The organism is Methylobacterium sp. J-059 (genome assembly GCF_022829485.1).
Classification (GTDB): Bacteria; Pseudomonadota; Alphaproteobacteria; order Rhizobiales; family Beijerinckiaceae; genus Methylobacterium.
Window position 1 is genome coordinate 1 of sequence record NZ_JAKSYA010000028.1, and the last position, 1,234, is coordinate 1,234.

General features: G+C 66.9%; 1 protein-coding gene. It reads left to right on the top strand.

What is annotated here, in order from left to right; translation table 11 throughout:
- The first annotated feature begins 63 nt into the window (after nucleotides 1-63).
- Entirely contained in the window at nucleotides 64-1,092 is a 1,029-nt protein-coding gene (locus tag MKK55_RS01860) for an IS110 family transposase (protein WP_243933000.1), read from the top strand.
- Nucleotides 1,093-1,234 lie beyond the last annotated feature (142 nt).

The following is a 1,234-nucleotide window of genomic DNA, read 5'->3' on the forward strand; positions in this document are numbered from 1 at the left end:
ATCTCGGTGCCAAGATGTGGTTGCTGTCAAAGCAGCAGCCACGCAGATGCAGGAGCCATCCCCATGGAGATCACCACCGTCGGCATCGATCTGGCCAAGAGCATTTTCCAGGTTCACGCCGTTGATGCAGCTGGGCACGTCGTCGTTCGCAAGGCGCTACGCCGGGCGCAGGTCGTGCCGTTCTTCGCCAAGCTGCCTCGATGCCTGGTCGGCATGGAGGCGTGCGGAACGTCCCATCACTGGGCCCGGGAACTGACGAAGCTCGGCCATGAGGTTCGGCTGATGCCGCCCGCTTACGTGAAGCCGTATGTGAAGCGCGGTAAAACCGATGCGAACGATGCCGCTGCCATCTGCGAGGCGGTGACGCGCCCGAGCATGCGCTTCGTGCCGGTGAAGTCGACCGAGCAGCAGGCAGCGCTGGCGCTGCACAGGACGCGCGACCTGCTGGTCAAGCAACGTACGCAGTTGGTGAACATGATCCGCGGCCTGCTCGCCGAGTTCGGGATCGAGATGGCGCGGGGCCTGCGGCACGCGCTCGAACTGGCAGCCCGGCTCTCGGCCGGAGACGCAGCCGAGGTGCCACCACTGGCGCAACGCGTGGTGACCGGGCTGGCCGATCAGATCGGCGCCGTACAGATCCATCTCACCCGGCTGGAGAGGGAGTTGTTGGCCTGGCATCGGGACAGCGACCTGTCACAGCGCCTGGCGACGATCCCCGGTGTCGGCATCGTCTCGGCAACGGCGCTGGCCGCCTCAGTGAGCGAGCCCGAGCGCTTCCGCTCCGGTCGGCAGTTCGCAGCTTCGTTGGAGCTGACACCGCTGCAGAACTGCAGTGGCGGCAAAGAGCGCATGGGCCGGATCTCACGCATGGGCGACCGCTATCTGCGCCGCCTGCTCGTGGTCGGCATGACCTCTCTGGTCCGGCGCGCGAAGGCTGCGCCGACGTCGGTCGACCCACGGCTGCCGGCGCTGCTCCAGCGCAAGCCAGTGCGCGTGGTAACCGTTGCGGCGGCCAACCGCACCGCACGGGTCGCCTGGGCGATCATGACCCGCGGCGGCACCTACCGCGCACCAGCGGCCACGGCCGCCTGACAGCAGGAAGGGGAGCACTTTTCCGAGTTGCGAGGACGATGAGAGTTGATGGCGAACCGGTCAGACCGGGAGCCGGGACACCCCGCTGAATGTCCAGAGCATCATAGCCCGCAAAGCAGAGTGGGACCCAGCTCGCGGATAC